This window comes from Vibrio sp. UCD-FRSSP16_30, from assembly GCF_001676025.1.
Classification (GTDB): domain Bacteria; phylum Pseudomonadota; class Gammaproteobacteria; order Enterobacterales; family Vibrionaceae; genus Vibrio.
Window position 1 is genome coordinate 1 of the sequence record NZ_LZFW01000039.1, and the last position, 1414, is coordinate 1414.

Genomic DNA, 1414 nt, shown 5'->3' on the forward strand with positions numbered 1-1414 from the left:
TAATGCCGTTCACTTAAGAGTGTGAACGGCTTTTTTATTATTGGCATATCGCTGCGGTCTAGGTTTGACTGCCCTTGGGAATGTTCTTTCCCTTCGCCTCTCCAGCACTAAGCTTTCTGCCATGTTATGGAAGCCTTTTAGTTGCCTTGGAATTGCGCCCGGCGTTGAGTAAGGTAAGCCAACAAGTAACGCCGATATATGGGCCAAGGTTCCATTAAAACTCAACTGATAAGGAAGGTAATTCCCCTTTAAATTTAAGCAGAGTTCGACCATTTGATATCGAATTAAATTATACGTTAGTAAGATACCCCAAAGCTCCTGTTTCACTAACTCAGGCAAGCGACTCCTTAGCGTTAAACGATTTCCTAGCATGTACTGTTTTTGCTCTCTATAACCAAGCTCGATTTCCCAGCGATGCTCATAAAGACCAACAATATCTTTGGATGGATAGCGTAAGGCATCAGTCATTGAGGTTAATACTTGATAGTCTTTCCCTTTGATTTTTCGAGTCAAAAGTCTTGCGGTTATCGTGTGAGGTAAGTTCGGCCAACGCTTTCTGGCTCTTGGATTGCTATGAAGATGAACCAGTTTGTCGTTACGACCTAACGATTGAACTATCTCATATTGGGTGTTCTTTTTAAGCGGAATAAGCCAATGACGACCCACTCCCGTTTCTTGCCATTTGTGTAATAAACCTAAAGAATAGAAGCCCTTATCGAACATAGTTACGCTATTGTCGGGCGTTGTTTCTATTAGTTTTTCAGCCAACACCATTTCATTTGTATTGTAATTATCGAAAGCACTTGCCGTAATAAGATGACTGCTTAATTCCATCTGACAAACCATTCTTACTTGTGGGTACTGCGTTCCTTTTTGGCGTGAAAATGCTTCTTCATTTTGTGGGCTATCGGGAGTGCGCCATACCACTCCATCAACGCTTAAAAGTGTTAATCCATTCCACTGAGGTAAGTTAGCACTCTTTAACCATGAGGTTGTCATTCGCTCAAAGACCGCTTTCATTGCACTTTCACCCAGTGTTTTCCTGCGTTGAGTCAAGGCGCTTGGCGCAACAAACGCTTTGCCTGTTCGGTCGACAATATCCAGTTGGTTAACCAAATCTTTCATCGATTTATTATTATAAATAGCCATTCCCACAAGTAGCCAAACCATAGACTCGAGTGTGAGTTTTCGTTTTCTCATAGTCACGGTATCGGTAAGGGAATAGGCCTCATTGATTAGCTCTATCGGTAGCAAGTCAGACAAGGTTTCTACATTGCTAGGTTTCCAGTCATTAATTACGTTTAGGGCTTGGGAGACATCCATAAAAAAATCCATGTGCATTAGATACACATGGATTTTGACACCTCTGGAGGATCGGTCAACTGATCATATTTTGCTTAAATGATCGGCATTA

1 protein-coding gene is annotated in these 1414 nt (G+C 41.7%); it reads right to left on the reverse strand.

The window, feature by feature from the left end; translation table 11 throughout:
* Positions 1 to 9: 9 nt before the first annotated feature.
* Complete coding sequence (locus A9260_RS12490; RefSeq protein WP_068699465.1) at positions 10 to 1323, reverse strand: IS4 family transposase; 1314 nt, start codon at positions 1321 to 1323, stop codon at positions 10 to 12.
* Between the last annotated feature and the right edge of the window lie 91 nt (positions 1324 to 1414).